This is a genomic window from Pediococcus ethanolidurans (assembly GCF_964062635.1).
GTDB classification, from domain to species: domain Bacteria; phylum Bacillota; class Bacilli; order Lactobacillales; family Lactobacillaceae; genus Pediococcus; species Pediococcus ethanolidurans.
In genome coordinates, this window is record NZ_OZ061250.1 from 1,843,807 (window position 1) to 1,862,581 (window position 18,775).

Consider the following 18,775-nt stretch of genomic DNA (forward strand, 5'->3'; position numbering starts at 1 on the left):
TTAGTTACCGTCCTTTCCGTCAAAATAATGATGCTGTTTCAGAAATTGCTGTGCCACCACTTGGGGCTCAATTAATTGATTATCAACTTCTGCATTCAATTTTTGCATAGTACTTAACGAAATTTTTCCCTTGAGTTTAAGCAAAATTTTTTTTAATTCAGGATGAGCTTTTAAAACTTTATCAGTAGCTAGTGGACTAGCATTGTATGGCGGGAAAAATTGCTTGTTATCTTTTAAAACTTTTAAATCATAACTTCTTATTCGGCCATCGGTTGAATATCCCAAAACAGCATTCATTTTACCAGACTGAACTGCACTGTAGACCAACCCAATTTGCATCGGATATACTTTTTGAAATTGAAAATCATAAGTTTGAACGAAACCATCATAACCATCGCCTTTTCGGTTAACCCAAATTTGATCAACGCCAACTGTCATTTTGGATGCTAAGGGTTTCAAATCACTAACTGTTTTCAAATGTTCTTTTCTAGCTAGCTTTCCGGTTACCATAAAAGCATAAGTATCTGCAAAACCATAAGATGGAAAATAGGTCATATGATATTTGTTTTTATAAATTTTGCGAACCTTTTCAGTAGCAACCTTTGGATTCTTGACAGCATCTTGATTAAAAATTGTTGTCAAATCTGTCCCATTATACCGAATAGCTGAAATATCAGCATTGCCGTTTTTAACTGCTTGAAAACTTACATTGCCAGATCCTAAATTATTAATCAAAGTTGTCTTTAAATTAGTATCATGCTGAATTAAATCTGAAATCATATAAGCCATTATTTGTTGTTCTGTAGTATTCTGTGCTGCTATTCTAATTGTATCCTTAGAAGATGAATTGAGTCCCGGAAACCCACAGCCACTCAAAATTAATGTCAAAACGGTTAATAAAATTCCGGCCTTTATAAATCGAGTCACTTTTTTCATTGCGATCCTCCTTCTATGGCCTTACATTACTTGTTGTTCTAGGAGTCAACCAAGTTTCCAACTTACCTAATAACCAATCAACCAGCAATGCAAGTAAAATCACTGGAATTGATCCTCCTAAAATCAAATCTGTTCGATACAAATTCAGACCATTAAAGATAAAATCACCAAGTCCGCCAGCCCCTATATAAGAAGCCAATGCTGTCCATGCAATCACATAAGTTGCAGACAAACGAATACCACTCATAATTACCGGTACAGCCATAGGAAGCTCAACTTTGATGATTGACTGAAGATTAGTCATTCCCATTCCCTTAGCAGCATCCCTCAAGCTAGGGTCCACACCATTAAGTCCTAAGAATGTATTTCTTAGAATTGGTAATAACGAATATATGAATAGCGCCACAATAGCCGGAACCGCTCCAATTCCAAAAATAGGAATCATCATTGCTAATAATGCCAAAGCAGGAATAGTCTGTAAAACACTTGCTATTTCAATAATGACAACAGAAGCTTTCTTTAAACGCGTTAATAAAACACCCAGTGGAACTGCAATAATTACGCCCAAACCTAATGCAATTCCTGAGATATAAATGTGTTGCCAAATCTTATAGAGTAATTGGCCACCATATGTTTGAATAAAGGTAATCACGATTTATCGTCACCCGCCTTTACTACTTTGTCTTGATCAGTAGTACTTGACTTGGCTTTGTCCTTTGCTGGATGCGTAGTTGTGTCTGAATCACCCCACAATGCATCATAAACAATGTCAACTAACGAAGCACGCGTCACAATACCAACCAATTTCTTGTCTTTATCAACAACCGGAACGTTTTTGTATCCGCGTTTTAAAATTCTTTCAACTGTATCACGAATAATAGAATTTTCATTTACATAAAATACCTTACACGTCATCACGTCATCAACACTTGTTGCTGTGTTGTAGTTGTAGTCAATCTGCTCAATATCTACATAACCCTTTAGTACACCAGAATCGTCCGTAACAAGTAAAGTATCAACACGTTTTTCGTGCATCAATTTTAAAGCCTCTTTTAAAGATCTTCCTGGTGTAATCGATACAGCGTTGTTATACATAACCTGACCAACTGTTGTGATGTTTGGTTTAGCCTGTATTAAACGATCTTTTCCAATTAGGTTTTCAACAAATTCATTAGCCGGATGCCGTAATATTTCATCAGGAGTTGCAACCTGAACCATTTTTCCATGACTCATTACCACAATTCGAGTAGCTAGTTTTAAAGCCTCATCCATATCATGGGTCACAAAAACAAGCGTTTTCCCTAAACGTTCCTGCAAATCCTTCACAAAATCCTGCAGTGACTCACGCGTAATTGGATCCAAAGCACCAAACGGTTCATCCATTAAAATTAGATCCTGATCGGCCGCCAATGCTCTAACAACACCGATTCGTTGTTGTTGTCCTCCAGATAACTCCGAAGGGTATCGATCTAGATAATCTTCAGGTAGTTCAACCATTTTAATCATTTCTTTAGCACGTTCATTACGTTTTTCTTCAGACCACTTAAGCAATTTAGGGACAATTGTAATATTATCCCTAATTGTCATGTGTGGCATTAAACCAATATTTTGAATAACATAACCAATTCTACGGCGTAGCTTTACTGGATCAGCCTTTAGGACGTCTTCTCCTTCTAACTTGATGGATCCTTCAGAAGGATTTAACATTCGGTTAATCATGCGCATGGTGGTTGTTTTCCCAGAACCAGATGTTCCAATAAAGCAAATAAACTCACCTTTTTCGACATTGAGATTAAAGTCATCAACGGCTTTATTTCTTCCATAAATCTTAGAAAGATGTTTCATCTCTAAAAACACGTACGTCAACTCCATCCTTTTTTAAGTACGACTAAGTTCATGATATCCTACATTGCCCCCATTCTGCAAACGTTATGAATATTTACAAGATTAAAATTTCAATTATTCAGAAAAAAGTAGAAACTAAAAAAGAGCCTTTAAGAGGTCGTGTGGGCCATCTTAAGAAGCTCTTTTGCATGTTGAATACTTAACTTTGTGACGGTACTTCCAGCTAACATTCGTGCCAATTCTTGTACACGTCCATCTGTATCTAAATCGTTTAATTTCGTTTCAGTTCTTCCATCCTTAATAACCTTCGAAACAAATAATTGATGATCGGCTTCTGCGGCAACTTGAGGTAGATGTGTAATACAAAGCACTTGTGAATAACCTGCAATTAGTTTAATTTTTTCTGCAATTGCTTGTGCAACACGTCCACTAACCCCTGTATCAACCTCATCAAAAATGATACTCGTTACTCCTTGTGACTTAGCAAAAATAGTTTTTAACGCCAGCATAATTCGCGAAAGTTCTCCACCAGAAGCAATTCTGGATAAAGGTCCCATTGCTTCACCAGTATTCGTCCGTAAATAAAACTCTACATTATCTATTCCGGTTGGCTTAAATTTTAAGTCATCTGTCTGAGAAAAATGCACTTCGAATTCTGCCTTATCCATATAGAGTTGTTGTAATTGCTCATGAACGGCAATTTTCAGATGTTTGGCTGCTTTTTTTCGTGTTTGTGATAACGTTATTGCAGTTTTTTTGAGTGATTCTTGTAATTTTTCAAGTTTTTCTTCCATTTGACCCTCATCAGACTCTGAATCAATCATACTATGAAGCTCATCAGAAACTTTTTGATCATATGCAAGAATCTGTTTAATATTGTCACCATATTTCTTTTTTAATTGATAGATGTCTTCTAACCGTTTCTCTACCTGGTCTAACTTGCCTTCATCCCACTCCATATTATCAAGTTCACCACTAATATCATTCGTAGCATCCTGTAATTGATAATAGGCTGAAGAAACAATATTCGAGATATTCTTGTACTTATCATCAATATCCTCAATATCTCTTAAAGCATTCATGGCTTCCCCAGTCGTGTCAATGGCCCCGGCAGATTCTTCATTTTCTAAAGCCAACTGAGCAGTTTGTAGAGCAGTACTAATTTTTTGAAAATTTTCAAGTAACTCTTTTTGTGAATTAAGTTGTTCCTCTTCACCTACTTGAAGATTTGCGTCTTCAATTTCCTTAGCTTGGAAACGCAGCATATCAACTCTTTGTGCCCATTCTTTTTCATTTGCTTTTTTTCGATCAAATTTCTTCTTTAATGCTTGGTAACGTTCGTATTCTTCTTGATATTGTTTTAAAAGTGGTTTAACTTCATTACGCGCAAATTCGTCCAACATTCCCAAATGCTTATCTGGTTGCATCAATTCTTGATGTTCGTTTTGTCCATGAATGTCAATCAATGTTTCACCAATTTGTTTTAAAATGGTGGTATTCACAAGTGAACCATTAATTCGACAAACATTTCGACCACTCATTTGAATTTCTCTTTGTAAAATCAAAGTTGGATCTGAGTGATCAATTCCATACTGGTTTAACAAAGCTAAAGTATCCGGATTTTTATCCATGCTAAACATTCCCTGTAAAACAGCTTTTTTGGCACCTTTACGAATAAAATCAACTGAACCTCTTCCTCCAGCTAATAAACCGACTGCATCAATAATAATTGATTTTCCCGCTCCAGTTTCACCAGTTAACACGGTCATTCCTGAATTAAATTCAATATTTAGTTTTTCAATAATTGCAAAATTTCGAATTGATAATTCTTGCAGCATGTTTTCACCTCAACACATTTAAATAGACCATTAATTTGCCAACATGTCCGAAATTAACTGTTTAAGATTGGTCACTCCTTCAACACTTGTTGTTACAATAAGGACAGAACCATCATCACTAATAGCTCCTAAAATATCCGTACTATTCAGTTGATTTAACAAACTCGCGATTGCCGGACCACTCCCAGGTTGAACAGACAAAAAAATGAAAGTGGCACTACTGGTTAATTTTTTCATTGATTGTTGAAGGGTGTTTGCCAGTTTCAATTTAATGTTTTCATCTTTTTTTGGTGGTAAAGCATAATGATAGCCACCGTTTTTGGAAGGAAGTTTAACTAATTGCATATCACGAATATCACGCGAAACAGTTGCTTGAGTCACCTCAATACCACTTTCACGTAAAAACGTAACTAAATCTTCTTGTTTTTGAACATCATTTTTTAAGAGAATTTCTTGAATATGCTTTTGGCGTTCACTTTTTTTCATTCAAATCGACCTCTTATTTTTCTTTTGAGTGATTTAGTTGAGCGTAGGCAGCGTCCAACGTCTTTGTAATTGAAACATTTTTAGCAATTTGAGCAACATCATCTGTGGCAACTAAATGCGTCAAGAATTCAATATTACCTTCTCCACCCTTTATCGGTGAAAAATCAAGTCCAACAACATTATACCCATTTTCAACCGCCATCTGGAGCGTATTTTTTAAAACTTCTTCGTGCGTCTTAGGATCATGAATAATTCCATGCTTACCCACCTTGCCCTTACCAGCTTCAAATTGGGGTTTAATAAGGGCAACCACACTACCATTAGGTTTAATAATATCTTTCAGTGCCGGTAAAATCAATTTCAATGAAATAAAAGAAACATCAATCGATGCAAATTCAGGTTGTCCATGCGTAAAATCAGCTAATTTAGAATATCTAAAATTTGTATTTTCCATCACAACAACACGTGAGTCTTCACGCAATTTCCAAACCAGTTGATTCGTGCCAACATCCAGGGCATAGCTTAAACGTGCCCCATTCTGCAACATGACATCTGTAAAACCACCCGTGGAAGAACCAATATCCAATACTATCTTGTCTTGAACACTTATATCAAAAACCTTCAGAGCTTTTTCGAGCTTTAGACCACCACGACTAACATATGGCATTCGTTTTCCTTTAAAATGAAGTTCAGTATCAATTGGAATTTTACTACCCGGTTTATCCAATCGTTCTTCATTTTCTCCAAGAATTTCGCCGGCCATAACAGCCCGTTTTGCCTGTTCACGCGTATCAAACAATCCTTGTGATACTAATAGCACATCTACTTGTTCTTTTTTCATTTTTCTTCCTCGTTTAATTGAAAATACTCTAAAAATCCTTGTAGTAGCTCTATGGAAACACCACTATTTTGAAGCCTGATTAATGCACTTTGACAATTAGTCACACACTGAATTAAATCTCTTTTAGTTTGTGTCAGACCTCGAATCCCTGGATACGTATTCTTATGTTCACCAGCATCTTTATGCACTGCTTTTCCCATCATCTTTTCAGTTCCTAAAACATCTTCCAAATCATCAAATATTTGAAAAGCCAAGCCAAAATTTTCAGCAAATATTTTTAAATCCTTTTGAGTTTCTGAATTGCTGTTTGTAATAATTCCAGCAGCTTCAGCAGTATACGTGATCAAGGCACCCGTCTTTTGTTTATGCAACTGTTTTAATTGCTCGAAAGTTAGTTGCTCCTTTTCACCCAACACATCACTAGCTTGACCGGCAACCATTCCTGCCGGACCAGCAGCATGAGCCAGTGATTGTGTTAATTGGCTTATAATTTGATAATTATACTTAGTTGTTGTCAACCATTCAAAGGCCAATGTTAACAAACCATCACCAGCCAAAATTGCCAATGCTTCGCCATATTTTTTATGATTCGTTGGTACTCCTCTTCGTAAATCATCATTATCCATAGCTGGTAAATCATCATGAATTAAGGAATATGTGTGCAGCAATTCCAGCGATGCTGCCACTTGTATAGTATTCAAATCCACTTTAGTTTCAGTTGTTTTCACCATTGCCAATAGTAATAATGGTCTTAGCCGTTTCCCACCGGCAAACACAGAATACTGCATAGACGCACTTAACTGCGAATTTGTGATACTAGTAGGTAAGTTTGTTTTCAAAAAATCATTTAAAATCGATGTATACTTTTGAATAAAGTTCAAAGTTACTTTATTTTTAATCATTACTTTTGTGTATCCTTAGTTGAATCGTTTTGAGATTCAAATGGAACTTCTTGACCATTCTCGTCCATCATTTTTGTCAACGTTTTCTCTGCGTTTTGTAAAGTATCTTGCAGGTCTTTGCTTAAAACAACGCCACGTTTAAATTCATTTAAAGCTTTTTCCAAAGGTACATCGCCTTTTTCCAGATTTGTGACGATATCATCCAAAGATTTTAAATTTTCTTCAAAAGTTGGTTTTTCAGTCATTTTCGAGTCCTCCATGTTCAATTTCAGTAATTTTTGCCTGTGCCGTTCCATCACTTAAATGTAATTTTATTTTCGCATCAGTTTGTAATTCAGAAACTTTTTTTACAACACGCCCCTGCTCAGTCACATAACTATAACCTCGTCCCATGATCTTTAGCGGACTTAAATAATCCAGCGCAGCAACCGTATGCTGTAATTCATTAGATTTCGTAACAAAAATCATTTGAATTCCTCTGATCATTCGTCGCTGGAGATTCTCTATCGTTTGTTTTTCTTGTTGAATTCGATTTGCCGGTGATTTCAGAATTAACGCCTGTTGCGTTTCACTCAGCTGATTTCGATATCGGTTCAAATTGGTAGTCATACTTTGCACTAATTTATCATTCAAATAATCAATATTTTGTACATAGCCCTCATATAATCGACGTGGATCTTGAAAAACATACGATTGATTTAATCGATTTAAACTTTGTCGTTGTTTCTTCAAAAGATTCATGAAAGCGTTAAAAATACGCGTTCTTCGTTGAGATAAATAGACAATTTCCTCACTTAAAACCGGTGTCGCTAGTTCAGCCGCCGCTGTTGGCGTTGCAGCACGAACGTCCGCAACCAAATCGGCAATTGTTGTATCTGTTTCATGACCAACCGAAGAAATAATAGGAATTTTGCTAGCAAAAATTGCTCTCGCAACTTGTTCTTCATTAAAGGGCCACAAATCTTCAATTGAACCGCCACCGCGACCTAAAATAATGGTATCGAAGCTACCAAGTTCATTTACCTGTTGAATGCGATTCGTAATTTCTTTAGCTGCTTCATTGCCTTGAACCTGTGCTGGAAACAGCACCAGTTGTGCAATGGGAAACCGACGGCGCGTTGTGGTAATGATGTCACGTATAACCGCACCAGATGGACTAGTAATCACTGCAATTCGTTTTGGAAATCGAACCAAGGTTTGCTTAGGAGCCGTAAACAAACCCTCTGTACTCAATTTCTTTTTTAATTGTTCATAGGCCTGATAAAGCGCTCCCACGCCATCAGGCTGCATACTATCAATATAAATTTGATAACTACCACTTGCTTCGTAGACTGATAACCGTCCAGTAACTAGCACCTTCATTCCAGTTTCAGGAGTAAATTTCACCTTTTCAAAAGCAGAGCGAAACATAATAGCATTTATCTTTGCATGATCATCTTTTAAACTAAAGTATTGATGTGCGTGTGGTCTTATTCGAAGATTCGAAATTTCTCCTATCAAATAAACACGACCTAAGTAAGGATCTACATCAAATTTACGTTTTATATATTGTGTTAAAGCAGTTACCGTTAGATAATTTTCCTTATCCATTTTTTTCACTACTCCATTCCGCCATTGTAACCGTTTGTGAAATTAAGGTAGTAATTGTCATTGGTCCAACTCCTTTGGGTACGGGTGTAATATATGAAACCTTTTTTTCAACCGACTCAAAATCAACATCACCAACCAATTTGCCGTTACTATCTCGATCCATTCCAACATCAATTACAACTGCACCTGGTTTGACGTCTTCTGCTTTAATATAATGTGCCACACCAACGGCCACAATGAGAATATCAGCTTCTCTGGTTAATTCCGACAGATGATGAGTATGACTATGTGCAATCGTTACCGTTGCATTAGCATTCGTTAAAAGAGCCGCCATCGGTTTACCTACTATCGTACTTCTCCCCACCATGACAGCTCTTTTGCCGTCTAAATCGATTTGATATTTTTTGAAAAACGACATAATTCCTTGTGGTGTACAAGCAATTGGCGTTTGATCAGTCTTGTTTATTAATAACTTACCTAAATTAAATGGATTAAATCCATCCACATCCTTAGTTGGCGAAATGGCCATTGTGACGTGAAATTCGTTAATTTGTTCAGGTAATGGAAGCTGCACTAAAATTGCGTGAACGGTTGAATCTTCATTATATTCTTGAATAATTTTAATAAGTTCCTTTTCGGAAACCGTTTCTGGAAGATTACGCACAATAGAATGAATACCAAGCTTTTTTGCACGCCGTTCTTTATTACGAACATAAATTTGGCTTGCCGGATCCTTACCAACCAAAATGACAACTAATCCAGGAGTAACCCCCTGATCAGCCAATCGTTGAATTTTATTTGCCGTTCTCATATCAATTTCAGCTGCAAGAGCTTTTCCATCCATAATAGTTGCCATAAAATTTACCTCTCTCATATTTGTGATTGGTTACTCATATAGTTTAGCATAATAGAAAATACGAAAAAACCAGAAAAAATTTGTTTTTTCTGGTTTAATTAAATATATTTTAAAAGACAAAACTTTATATTCTGATTCTTCAAGTAAACGACCCATTGTTACTAAAATCAAAACCGATCAAGCACTCTTAGCTTCAAACTAGCTTTAACCTAATTTGCTGGAAAGAACACCATTAATAAAGTTTTTAGCCGTTTCATCAGCAAATTTTTTTGCCAATTCAAGCGCTTCGTTAATTGCAACTTTGTTTGGAACGTCTTCAACGTAATTAATTTCAAAAAAAGCAATTTGTAAAATGAGATGATCTGTTCTTGCCAAGCGTTCAACTGACCAAGTCTTTTTTAAATATTTACTGATTTCTTCATCTAACTCCGCTTGGTGGTCCAAAACACCGTCAACAATTTGACTCAGATACACTGGAACGTCTTCTGAAGCATCATGGTAGCTTTCTAAAACCTGATGATATAGATCTTCATGTGAGGCTTCTGCGTTGCTACTCAGAGCAAATAAGACCTGAAACGCAGCTTCACGAATTTGGTGTCGATTTAAGCTCACTTTTCTTCACCATCATTTTCCGCAAAAATATCATCTGGATCAACTGTTGATGTTGTTTTGGCCGGAATAATGCCTTCCACATGAATATTGACTTCAGTAACTTCAAGTTCGGTCATAAATAAAAGTTGTTGGTGAACTTTACTTTGAATTTTTTTCGCAATTTCAGGAACAGAAGTACCATAATCAAGATAAACATATACGTCAACACGCAATTTGCCTTCATTTAAGCCAAGCTTAACACCCTGACTTTTTGTATTTCTCGTTAAAAATGAAGTTACACTTTCACTTAAGCCACTGCTACTCAAGTGAACGCCTTTAACCTCTTCAACAGAAATTCCAGTAATGATTGAAACCACCTCAGGAGCAATTTTAATTTCTCCAAGCGTTGGTTTATGTTCCGCCAGTGCTAAATATTTATCTTCTGCCATTTTATAAACCTCCTGTTAAAACTAAGCTCGAGAAACATAAGTTCCATCGGTCGTATTAATAATAAGGACATCATCCTGATTAACAAAGAAAGGTACCTGCACAATCAATCCAGTTTCCAATGTTGCTGGCTTAGACCCACCAGTAGCAGTATCGCCACGAATACCTGGTTCGGTATCAGTCACTTTTAGATTAACTGTATTAGGTAAATCAACACCTAATGTTTCGTCACCAAACATAATGACACTGACTTCCATATTTTCAACTAAATAGTCTTTTTCTGCAGAAAGATTGTCTGCTGGGACCTCTAATTGTTCGTAAGTCTTATTATCCATAAACACAAAATTGTCACCATCATTATACAAATATTGCATTTTTTTGGTTTCAATGTTGGCCTGTTCCATTTTTTCGCCGGCACGAAATGTTTTTTCTTGAACCGCATCAGTTCGTAAATTCTTTAGCTTCGTTCGTACAAAAGCGCTGCCCTTACCAGGTTTCACATGTTGAAATTCCACAATACGCCAAATACCACCATCTACTTGGATGGTTAATCCATTTTTAAAATCTGAAGTTGAAATCATTTTTTTACCTCCAAAATTCTTTACACCTAACTATAGCAATATCAGTAGGTTAAAAGCAAGCTAAGTTAAAAGAGTTACCTATATTTTAAAGTAATTTGACAAAAAAAGAACCAGAACAACTTAAATGTTCTGGCTCCACACATTAAAACTATTCTGCATCTGCTGCGGGATAAACAGAAACTTGACGTTTGTCACGTCCCTTACGTTCAAAACGGACAACACCATCAGTTAATGCAAATAACGTATCATCATTTCCACGACCAACATTTGTTCCTGGATAAATATGAGTTCCACGTTGACGGTAGATGATCATGCCACCTTTAACTGGTTGACCATCAGCACGTTTTGTACCAAGACGACGACCTGCTGAATCACGACCATTAGAAGTGGAACCACCACCTTTATGGTGACTGAAGAATTGTAAATTCATTAACATAGCTTTACACCTCCGAATATTAATTCTGAATGTTTATTTTTATAAATTGCGAATAATTTCGAGCAACATCTTGCATTCCAATAACAAAGCTTTTTAAGATCGCTTGCATTTGTAAAAGCTGATCACGATTTGAAACTTTCGGAAACTTAGCAGTTAATAAACCACCGTTGTCCTCGTCCATTCTCGTTTCAGGTTTTACGCCAGCAATCTGTTCAACACTATTAATTGTATTAATTGCTAGTACTGAAGCAGCTGCACAAACAATATCTTGTCCATAAGGGCCAGAATCGGCATGACCAATCATTTCAAACTGTTCAACACCTGTTTGTGCACTTAGCTTAATGGTTACTTTAATCATTGAAAATCTCCAAATTAAGCATTAATAGCATCAATCGTAATTTTTGTATATGGTTGACGATGACCCTTTTTAGAATGTTGGTTCTTCTTAGCTTTATACTTGAAAGTAGTTACTTTCTTGTCTTTGCCTTGTTTTTCAACAGTTCCATTAACAGTTGCGCCATCAACGATTGGTGTTCCGATCTTAGTTGATTCACCACCAACGAAAAGAACTTGGTCAAAAGTGACCTTGTCGCCTTCTTTAACGTTTAGCTTTTCAACAAAAACGGATTGACCTTCTTCAACTTTAAGTTGTTTGCCACCAGTTTCAATAATTGCGTACACAGTGTGCACCTCCTCATTTCTAATACTCGCCAGCTAAAAGTGTCTAAACTAGAACTTAAAAACTTGAGCCGTGCGGTTGTAGCCGTGGAAGCCACAAATACAACGTTACAATAATATCAAAATATCAAGCAAAAGTCAACTTGTTCCTTATTCAACAAAGAAGTCACTGATGCTTACTGTTTCGTTGCCTTTTTCATGAATGAAATTATACGTACTTCGACTAATAAAGTGCGGAGAATAAATTATTCCTTCAGCAAGCCAATTTTTCATGGTACCTAATAATCCAGTGATAATAAAATCAGCCTTTAATTTTAAATGAGCTGTTTGTTGAGATTCAGTTAAATTCACGGCTTTTAAAAAAAGTTGTAGATGCTTACGAAAAGCCAGTTCAACTTTCATTGCAAAATTATTCTTACCGGTTAATCCAAAAAGAACTATAAAAGTTTGATAATTATCTGCCATATATTTAAATCCTTTTTCCAAGGAAAAAACATATGCAACATGTTCTGAAATTTGCATTTTTGGTTCTAAAGATTCTTTGCCATCTATCAATGCAGATTGAAAAAGATCCACCACAAAATCATTAATAATTGTTTGAATAAAATCCTGTTTATCCCGATAATGCAGATAAAAAGTTCCCCGAGTAATTTCGGCAGTTTCAGTTATTTGCTGAATACTTAAGCTTTGCGTGCTTTGACTGGTTAGCAACTTAATCAAGGCTACTTTAAGTTGCCGTTTAGTTTTCATAATGCGAGGATCTAATTCACTGGACAATGTACCTTCTCCTAACCTTCAATTCATTCAGAACTTGATTCTACGGTATTTTCATTTAAAAAACAAAAATTTAAACCTAATTTTAAAAACTAGTTACACTAAGAATCACTTTAGAAGATTTTTGTGAAGCAACAACATATCCCGCAACTGTAACCCATTTTCAAAAATTGACTTTGAATAATTATCTATAAAGAAGTCGGTTTTCACCGCAAAACAACGAAAATTCATTTTTTGGTAAAGATACAGTTGAACAAAACTGGTTGTACCGGTGCCAACAACCATTTCATGATAATTTTTTTGTGCGGCATACTCTGTCACAAACTGAATTAGTTTTTGTGCATAACCTTGATGTTGATACTTTGGATCAATAGCCAAATTTTTTAACTCAATTTTGAATTGATCTATTGGTGTTAGCACTATCAATCCAATCAAGTTCTCGCCTTCAAGCATTTCAAATCCAAAACTACTTTTCAAATACTGCTCAATTAAGTGACGATTAGGATCTGCTAATAAGAGCAATTGAAAATGAGCTTGCTCATACTTTTTTATTCGCGCAATTTTCATGACTTTCTCCGTTATAAATTTCTTTTATAATGCTATGCTTCCAAATAAATCAACAGCCATCATTTACGTTATTGTTTTTATTTTTTTCGCGTTCATTTTTTGCAAGTATAACCAAATTTTGTTCAAAATATTGCCAATTTACGGTGCTAACTTGATGTATAAAAAAACAAGAACGTTTTTATATCAACATTCTTGACCTGCATAAAATTCCTATTTAGTGCATTTATGAACCGGGTGAGATTCGAACTCACGACCGTCCGCTTAGAAGGCGGATGCTCTATCCAACTGAGCTACCGGTCCGCGTTATTGATTATAAGGTAAAAAAAAAAGTTCGTCAATACCGCATAAATTAATTCTCTATAAGTTAGTTCGTAATCTATTATTTAAATCTTCTTAAATTGGAGAAGTATTAAGGTTAGTGTAAGGTTTTCCTAGATGGTCAATAAAATTCTAGGAATATTCATTTTGAGTTGAATATATAGAAAAAGACCTGTAGCCTTTTAATCGACGAAGATTAAAGGAAAGGATACAGGTCTTTCATGTATATTTTAGCAGATTTTATTGAATCATTGGGAAATTTAGACAGTTTATTTGATTTAGAGGAGCAGGTAATTCTTCATCTTAGGAAGTCATTCCAGCTGGTTGTAGCTGAATATCTGAGGCAATTAGATGAAACGCTCGTTCCATCAATTCCGGCGGAAAATACATTCATTAATCGACAGGCTAGAACAATTGAGTTTATGTTTGGGGCCGTTAATTTTGAAAGAAGATGTTATCTTCGACCAAATGGAAGCTATTACTTCCCGTTGGATGAACAGCTTCAGTTGGAAGAAAGAAAAAGAATTTCACCTTATTTTAAAAGTGTCGTTGCCAAAATTGGGCAAACGACAACGATGAGAAATACGGCAGCGATGATCAATCTGGCCAGTCAGACGGATATTAGTGCTTGGTCAGTAGACCGAATTATCAGAGACATGGCAGATACCGTGAAGACAGAAGAAAAATCGTCCGAAAAGAAAATAGTTAAGAGACGAAAAGTTGAGAACTTAGTGGTTGAAGGCGATGCCTTTGAGATACACAAAATTAATCGACGAAGACAGGACGTCCACCATTACATTGTTTTTGAATCAGGTTTAGATGGAACAAGATCAAACAAAGTTGAATTCGTTGGTATCAATCAAAAAAAGGTTCAAAAACGAGTAACTGACTACATTGAGAAGTATTATAGAATCAGTGAAATGACCGTGTTTACAGCAAGTGATGGTGGCCCAGGGTATAATCCGGAAAGTATGCGAGAAATAGTTCCGAGTGCTCAAAGAGTTGAATTTACTATCGATCGGTATCACTTTGTCAAAAAGATTAAACAAACCTTTGGTTTATTTAATCCATTGGTTGAAAAAGGCCGTTAAGAGCGTTAGCTTGTATGATCAGAATCAGTTAAACGTTATTTTAGATACGTTTGAGTCGCAAATTAAAACTGATAAGGAGCTTGAGAGCCTAAGAACCCTAAGGCAATATTTGGCAAGAAATTGGCAGTTTATAAAGTCTCCACACGATCGTGGCTTCATGAAGATCGGCAAATTAGGATCCATTGAAAGCTCACACAGAGCGTATACGTATCGGATGAAAAAGCAAGGTAAAGTATGGTCCGAAAAAGGCCTTGAAGCTATGTTGAAATTAATTGAAGCTCGGGTAAACGGTAAGCTGAATAAATACTTACGTGGTGGTTTAAGAAAGTTACAAGAGATAAGGATTGAGATAGCGACGGAACCATTGAAGACGTTGAGTTCAGCCCAGCTGAGCAGCAAGCACCATTCTAAGCATATTGGCGTTCTTGCAGGTAAAATACCAGTTGATGCCCCAACAAGTAGCCCCATCGGAGCAATAGCAAAAATATTTTCAAACTAAGAATTATGTATAAATATTTGGTTGATTATAAGGTACCTAGGAAAACTTGACACATACGTATTAAGTAAATGCTTTCATTATGGGCACTTTTTTGGTATTATAAGGATAGTAAGAATGAAGGAAGTTGAAAAAAATGAAAAAGAAAGTTTACTGGCTAATTCCTTTTCTCATCCTAGGACTATTTTTAACCGGATGTAGTCGAAACAAGGTTTACGGGACGGTGGTAGTTAGCTCTAATAATTATAACCAAATACAAACCAACAAAAAATACGTCAATCAGTTACTTAAAGCATTAGAAAAATTTGATTCTGAGAAACCAAAAACCGCTGAGAATATTTATTCAGCCGTTGATAAGTTAGATAAAGAAGCAAGTAAAAATATGAATAGTCAGAACAAAAAAGCATTGCGTGATGTGCTCATTGATAATAATAAGAGCATAAAAAATATTATTAAAAATGCTTACCAAAATCATTATGGTTTCGATGATGACTTATCCGGATCGATTAGTACCGAATTTTACAAAGCTATTCATTTAACCGTAAAACCAATTACCAAACAAACTGCTAATCGGAAAAAAATTTATAATGAATTCATTAAAGAAACTAAGGCTCAACAAAAATTAAATAATGTGGGTAATACTCAGTAGATAATCATCAAAGTTCGAGAAATTCTCGGGCTTTTTTATTTTAATCTTTACACTAAAAAAGTAGTTTCAACGAATTATGAGCATATTTGTTGAAACATTCCCGTAACATTGTCATAATGAAAATGTAAAATTTGATTGGAGGCGTTTTTTATGGGACCATTGATGATCATTCTTATTATTCTTATTTTAGCAGTTGGTGTTCAAGTGATAAATGACTGGGATTCTTTGTTTCCACAGTCTCAAACACGTTCAGAACATAAAACACTCAAGAATAATTAACTAGATAATTGTTAAAAACTTATTTATTCATACAAAAAAAGGAAGTTCACTAATCAGTGACCTCCTTTTTTGTCTATCTGTTATTAATAGTTATTTTCTTGTCTTTGATAATTAATTTTATTTTTTCGGTAAAATGCCGCTTCAATTTCCGCTGGTGAAAAACCAAATCCCACCATTCCTAATTTTAAATATAGGTGCCATGCGTGCCGAAAATTATCAGGTCGATTACTAACCGAACTGCTGAAAAGCATCGATTTGATTGCCAAATAAGTATCAGTTAGATTTAATTTACTGTCACTAGTCTCTAACTTTTTAAATTGTTCCGGAGTTAAATCAACATTCTCCACCCATTGCTTTTGACTGGCAAAGAGTAAAAAGAAATCAATGGCATCAACGTATTCAACCAGTAGTGTTTCACGAACCGTTTTCCCTTCGTCGTTTTTTCCTTTATGCTCTTTCCAAACCTTAAACCACTCAGAAGTATTAGCAACCTCAGAAAGCTCCACATCCAAAGAGAGCAAAGTATTTTTAATTCGTTCTGGCCAGCTTAACGTTAATTCTTTTTCCGCAGCAATACTTCTATCCAGTTGAATAGATGACTGTAACATTTTAGGAATATTTAACAATTTTTTCACCTACGTCTATGACATTTTTGAGCCAATTTGTAATTCATCTAGATTATCCAAGAACCATTTTTTTAAGAAAGCAAATTGATTGAAAATTTCAAAAAGAGAATATTTTTCTTCAGGATCCTGAACAGTGATTACCCAGTGGCCACTACCATCCGCATTAATCTCTTTATATAAACTGAAAATAATCTGATTGCCGAGATCTAAAAAAGCACCTTGAACTGTATCCATGTTCTGTAACATTAAATTATTATCAGCTGTAGCCACAAACAATTTGTCCATAATCTGTTCGGATAAATCGGAATTAGCAAGAACATACTTTTTAGAATTTGATGCATCTAACATATTGAAGTCAACACTAAAACCAAAATCAGCAACTAAATACTTACCAAATTGAATAAACAAGTCAACCGCATTTGTCACAGCTTCATTATCGGATTTGCCACTCCACTCTGTAATAAAAAGCTTAGTAATTGTATCCGAATTAAAGTACATGGCCTTCTCTTTCAAATTCAAAGAAAAGATAACTTGGTGACTGTTTTGTTCCACATAAAAAGCGCCATCCTGATTTTCTCGTTGTTCAAAATGGAATTCTTCAGAGTCATCTATATTTGGAAAAGTTTGAAAAAGTGTATCTGCTTTCAGATTGTCCTCACGAGAATGTAAGACCGCATCTTTATTATTGTGCAACTCTAATAATCGACTCATAAAAATGAGGTAGTAATCGTTAGCATCATATTTATGCGGGTATACCACATAGTCAGTATCCATTTGAAAGTCAAACAACACCGTTGAGGCAGCTAAGAGCTCACCTGCATCTTTGGTATCAGTTAATTGATCAAATAACTTTGTAAACTCAATGCCATGTTGAATTCCAGCTTTTAGTGATTCACTATATGCAACTAAACGCCCATTTGTGGTCAGACTTGAAGGATTTAAAGATTCATTACTCATCAGCACGCACCTTTGCCTTTCCGATCAAGCTTGTTAGATAGTCAGAATATAATTTTTTAGAATGATTTGTAAAGGATTCAAAGCTTCCAAAAGCCTGTTTGATTGCTTGTTTTTCATAACTCAAGATTGTATCCTCTTTTGAAAGAGCCAAAATACGATCCTCATTATTCTTCATAGTATCGCGAGCATCCATAGCTTTTTGATCTTCTTCAGTTAACTTAGTTAGTTCATCCTTGAGTGCCTGACGTTCTTCCTTAACCTTACCGCTCTCCCAAAAAGAGCTGTTTGAACTAGTATCTTGTAATTGGTCACGTAATTGTGCCTTACGTGAATCACGTTGGTCCTGATTAGTAAGTAACGTTTGTAACTGTTTATTTTCTTCTGATATTTTGGCAATCTCTTCTGTATTTAAATGCTTATTATTGGCATCTAATTGGAAGGTCCCCGCTAATTTTTGATATTCATCTTTATCAAATTGAAACTCTAGATTTAAAACATCTAAATAGCCAAATTCACGACGATCCCACCAGTTACCAAACAAAATTTTAAACTCACCTTCTGCTACTTCTCGGTAGTAAAAGAAGGGATAAATTTCAGCCAGATAATCAATTAGCTGGTAACTCAAATAATGTGCTATTTGGCTTCTAACATCATCTACTAAACTAAAATAACCGCTCTTAGTTGCTTCAGTTGCACTCGAAATTTCAGTATGATAACGTTCAGGATCTAGCAATTCATATGTCATTCGATCATTTTGTTGATCAACAGCACCCTGTAACGCATTTAAATACGCGATTTTACCTGAAAGACTCTGCTTTAATTTTGCATTTGGTTGCTCTTGAGATTCAGTCGTGTTTTTTTCATCACTCATGTGTATCGCTCCTATTTTTGTAAGTTTAACCTACGTATTGATTATCTCTAATGTAACAAATATCTGAGCAATCAACAAAGGATTTTTCTTATTCCTTACTAAATTTTAACAGATTAATCA

23 protein-coding genes, 1 tRNA gene, 1 pseudogene and 1 other annotated feature are annotated in these 18,775 nt (G+C 35.5%); of the genes and pseudogenes, 3 read left to right on the top strand and 22 right to left on the bottom strand.

Annotation, left to right across the window (positions count from 1 at the left end; all coding sequences use genetic code 11):
• The 19 genes from AB3219_RS09060 to AB3219_RS09150 form a co-directional block, all read right to left on the bottom strand.
• Nucleotides 1–936, bottom strand: a complete 936-nt coding sequence (locus AB3219_RS09060) for an osmoprotectant ABC transporter substrate-binding protein (RefSeq protein ID WP_216753631.1) — start codon at nucleotides 934–936, stop codon at nucleotides 1–3.
• Nucleotides 937–949: 13 nt separating this feature from the next.
• Entirely contained in the window at nucleotides 950–1,588 is a 639-nt protein-coding gene (locus tag AB3219_RS09065) for an ABC transporter permease (protein ID WP_057806237.1), read from the bottom strand.
• Nucleotides 1,585–2,781, bottom strand: a complete 1,197-nt coding sequence (locus AB3219_RS09070; protein WP_367369408.1) for a betaine/proline/choline family ABC transporter ATP-binding protein — start codon at nucleotides 2,779–2,781, stop codon at nucleotides 1,585–1,587. The genes AB3219_RS09065 and AB3219_RS09070 overlap by 4 nt, the downstream gene beginning before the upstream one ends.
• Nucleotides 2,782–2,930: 149 nt before the next feature.
• On the bottom strand, nucleotides 2,931–4,619 hold the full coding sequence (gene recN / locus AB3219_RS09075; protein WP_216762653.1) for a DNA repair protein RecN: 1,689 nt from the start codon (nucleotides 4,617–4,619) through the stop codon (nucleotides 2,931–2,933).
• Nucleotides 4,620–4,649: 30 nt separating this feature from the next.
• Nucleotides 4,650–5,105 carry an arginine repressor gene (locus AB3219_RS09080; protein ID WP_216753629.1) on the bottom strand — a complete coding sequence of 152 codons (456 nt, stop codon included), beginning with the start codon at nucleotides 5,103–5,105 and terminating at the stop codon, nucleotides 4,650–4,652.
• 13 nt (nucleotides 5,106–5,118) lie between these two features.
• A complete protein-coding gene (locus tag AB3219_RS09085; RefSeq protein ID WP_216753628.1) occupies nucleotides 5,119–5,946 on the bottom strand; it encodes a TlyA family RNA methyltransferase in 828 nt (275 codons plus the stop codon).
• Nucleotides 5,943–6,848 carry a polyprenyl synthetase family protein gene (locus tag AB3219_RS09090; protein WP_216762652.1) on the bottom strand — a complete coding sequence of 302 codons (906 nt, stop codon included), beginning with the start codon at nucleotides 6,846–6,848 and terminating at the stop codon, nucleotides 5,943–5,945. The genes AB3219_RS09085 and AB3219_RS09090 overlap by 4 nt, the downstream gene beginning before the upstream one ends.
• A complete protein-coding gene (locus AB3219_RS09095) occupies nucleotides 6,848–7,093 on the bottom strand; it encodes an exodeoxyribonuclease VII small subunit (RefSeq protein WP_057806247.1) in 246 nt (81 codons plus the stop codon). The genes AB3219_RS09090 and AB3219_RS09095 overlap by 1 nt, the downstream gene beginning before the upstream one ends.
• Nucleotides 7,086–8,438: an exodeoxyribonuclease VII large subunit gene (gene xseA, locus AB3219_RS09100; RefSeq protein WP_216753626.1), complete on the bottom strand. Its 1,353-nt coding sequence runs from the start codon at nucleotides 8,436–8,438 to the stop codon at nucleotides 7,086–7,088. Before xseA ends, AB3219_RS09095 begins: the two co-directional genes overlap by 8 nt.
• A complete protein-coding gene (gene folD, locus AB3219_RS09105) occupies nucleotides 8,431–9,294 on the bottom strand; it encodes a bifunctional methylenetetrahydrofolate dehydrogenase/methenyltetrahydrofolate cyclohydrolase FolD (RefSeq protein ID WP_216753625.1) in 864 nt (287 codons plus the stop codon). The genes xseA and folD overlap by 8 nt, the downstream gene beginning before the upstream one ends.
• 204 nt (nucleotides 9,295–9,498) lie before the next feature.
• The gene (nusB, locus tag AB3219_RS09110; protein WP_216753624.1) at nucleotides 9,499–9,906 is read right to left on the bottom strand and encodes a transcription antitermination factor NusB; all 408 of its coding nucleotides are present in this window, start codon (nucleotides 9,904–9,906) and stop codon (nucleotides 9,499–9,501) included.
• Nucleotides 9,903–10,334 carry an Asp23/Gls24 family envelope stress response protein gene (locus AB3219_RS09115; RefSeq protein ID WP_263794747.1) on the bottom strand — a complete coding sequence of 144 codons (432 nt, stop codon included), beginning with the start codon at nucleotides 10,332–10,334 and terminating at the stop codon, nucleotides 9,903–9,905. The genes nusB and AB3219_RS09115 overlap by 4 nt, the downstream gene beginning before the upstream one ends.
• A gap of 21 nt (nucleotides 10,335–10,355) precedes the next feature.
• The gene (efp, locus tag AB3219_RS09120; RefSeq protein ID WP_057806257.1) at nucleotides 10,356–10,913 is read right to left on the bottom strand and encodes an elongation factor P; all 558 of its coding nucleotides are present in this window, start codon (nucleotides 10,911–10,913) and stop codon (nucleotides 10,356–10,358) included.
• 148 nt (nucleotides 10,914–11,061) lie between these two features.
• The gene (gene rpmA, locus AB3219_RS09125; protein WP_057772564.1) at nucleotides 11,062–11,349 is read right to left on the bottom strand and encodes a 50S ribosomal protein L27; all 288 of its coding nucleotides are present in this window, start codon (nucleotides 11,347–11,349) and stop codon (nucleotides 11,062–11,064) included.
• Between the two features lie 19 nt (nucleotides 11,350–11,368).
• Nucleotides 11,369–11,707 (bottom strand): ribosomal-processing cysteine protease Prp, encoded by a 339-nt coding sequence (locus AB3219_RS09130; RefSeq protein ID WP_216753623.1) that lies wholly within the window; start codon nucleotides 11,705–11,707, stop codon nucleotides 11,369–11,371.
• Between the two features lie 14 nt (nucleotides 11,708–11,721).
• Nucleotides 11,722–12,030, bottom strand: coding sequence for a 50S ribosomal protein L21 (gene rplU / locus AB3219_RS09135; RefSeq protein ID WP_216753622.1), 309 nt, complete (start codon nucleotides 12,028–12,030; stop codon nucleotides 11,722–11,724).
• A gap of 12 nt (nucleotides 12,031–12,042) precedes the next feature.
• Nucleotides 12,043–12,118: a sequence feature (ribosomal protein L21 leader region), on the bottom strand.
• 59 nt (nucleotides 12,119–12,177) lie between these two features.
• Nucleotides 12,178–12,804 carry a TetR/AcrR family transcriptional regulator gene (locus AB3219_RS09140; RefSeq protein ID WP_216753621.1) on the bottom strand — a complete coding sequence of 209 codons (627 nt, stop codon included), beginning with the start codon at nucleotides 12,802–12,804 and terminating at the stop codon, nucleotides 12,178–12,180.
• A 105-nt stretch (nucleotides 12,805–12,909) separates the two neighbouring features.
• Complete coding sequence (locus tag AB3219_RS09145; RefSeq protein ID WP_216753620.1) at nucleotides 12,910–13,368, bottom strand: N-acetyltransferase; 459 nt, start codon at nucleotides 13,366–13,368, stop codon at nucleotides 12,910–12,912.
• Nucleotides 13,369–13,594: 226 nt separating this feature from the next.
• Nucleotides 13,595–13,668 (bottom strand) — tRNA-Arg (locus tag AB3219_RS09150).
• A 239-nt stretch (nucleotides 13,669–13,907) separates the two neighbouring features.
• Here AB3219_RS09150 and AB3219_RS09155 point away from each other — a divergent pair.
• The 3 genes and pseudogenes from AB3219_RS09155 to AB3219_RS09165 all read left to right on the top strand — a co-directional run bounded on the left by AB3219_RS09155 (nucleotide 13,908) and on the right by AB3219_RS09165 (nucleotide 16,201).
• Nucleotides 13,908–15,276 (top strand): annotated as a pseudogene (locus AB3219_RS09155) (ISLre2 family transposase).
• Between the two features lie 133 nt (nucleotides 15,277–15,409).
• Nucleotides 15,410–15,922, top strand: coding sequence for a hypothetical protein (locus tag AB3219_RS09160; RefSeq protein ID WP_216754774.1), 513 nt, complete (start codon nucleotides 15,410–15,412; stop codon nucleotides 15,920–15,922).
• 150 nt (nucleotides 15,923–16,072) lie between these two features.
• The gene (locus AB3219_RS09165; RefSeq protein WP_260365941.1) at nucleotides 16,073–16,201 is read left to right on the top strand and encodes a hypothetical protein; all 129 of its coding nucleotides are present in this window, start codon (nucleotides 16,073–16,075) and stop codon (nucleotides 16,199–16,201) included.
• A gap of 83 nt (nucleotides 16,202–16,284) precedes the next feature.
• Here the strand turns inward: AB3219_RS09165 and AB3219_RS09170 are convergent, their stop codons facing one another.
• From AB3219_RS09170 to AB3219_RS09180, 3 genes are read right to left on the bottom strand one after another with little or no spacing between them, the layout of a single operon-like run.
• Nucleotides 16,285–16,809: a dUTPase gene (locus AB3219_RS09170; RefSeq protein ID WP_216753804.1), complete on the bottom strand. Its 525-nt coding sequence runs from the start codon at nucleotides 16,807–16,809 to the stop codon at nucleotides 16,285–16,287.
• A gap of 33 nt (nucleotides 16,810–16,842) precedes the next feature.
• The gene (locus tag AB3219_RS09175; RefSeq protein WP_216753805.1) at nucleotides 16,843–17,784 is read right to left on the bottom strand and encodes a hypothetical protein; all 942 of its coding nucleotides are present in this window, start codon (nucleotides 17,782–17,784) and stop codon (nucleotides 16,843–16,845) included.
• On the bottom strand, nucleotides 17,777–18,655 hold the full coding sequence (locus AB3219_RS09180) for a hypothetical protein (protein WP_057806277.1): 879 nt from the start codon (nucleotides 18,653–18,655) through the stop codon (nucleotides 17,777–17,779). Before AB3219_RS09180 ends, AB3219_RS09175 begins: the two co-directional genes overlap by 8 nt.
• Nucleotides 18,656–18,775 lie beyond the last annotated feature (120 nt).